The sequence below is a fragment of the Rhodococcus sp. T2V genome (assembly GCF_029269925.1).
Classification (GTDB): Bacteria; Actinomycetota; Actinomycetes; order Mycobacteriales; family Mycobacteriaceae; genus Rhodococcus_F; species Rhodococcus_F koreensis.
This window is the reverse complement of the sequence record NZ_JARJBD010000410.1, coordinates 1-450: the sequence shown is the minus strand read 5'-3', so window position 1 is coordinate 450 and position 450 is coordinate 1. Positions and strand designations below refer to the sequence as shown.

The following is a 450-nucleotide window of genomic DNA, read 5'->3' as shown; positions in this document are numbered from 1 at the left end:
AGTCGACGAGTTTCTCCATCCGCCGGGTCGAGACCCCGAGCAGGTAGCAGGTCGCGACGACCGAGGTCAGCGCCTTCTCGGCGCGCTTGCGGCGCTCGAGCAACCAGTCCGGGAAGTACGAACCCGATCGCAGCTTGGGGATGGCGACGTCGAGTGTGCCGGCCCGGGTATCGAAGTCGCGGTGCCGGTATCCATTGCGGCTGTTGGTGCGGGCATCGGAACGTTCACCGAAGCCGGCCCCACACAGGCTGTCGGCCTCGGCACCCATCAACGCATCGATGAACGTGGACAGCAGACGACGCAGCAGATCGGGGCTGGCGTCGGAGAGCCGGTCGGTCAGGAACTGGTTCAGGTCGATATCGTGGGCAGTGGTCATCGCGTGGTCCTGTCTTGAGTGACTGTGGTAGGTCTCTCGAAGAGTCACGCGATGGCCGCCTTCTTGGGGCTACG

At 64.7% G+C, this 450-nt stretch carries 1 protein-coding gene; it reads right to left on the bottom strand.

Features of this window, described 5'->3' with window-relative positions; all coding sequences use genetic code 11:
- A partial coding sequence (locus tag P3H15_RS54620) for a transposase (protein WP_276144908.1) occupies positions 1 to 376 on the bottom strand: 376 nt, incomplete at its 3' end.
- Between the last annotated feature and the right edge of the window lie 74 nt (positions 377 to 450).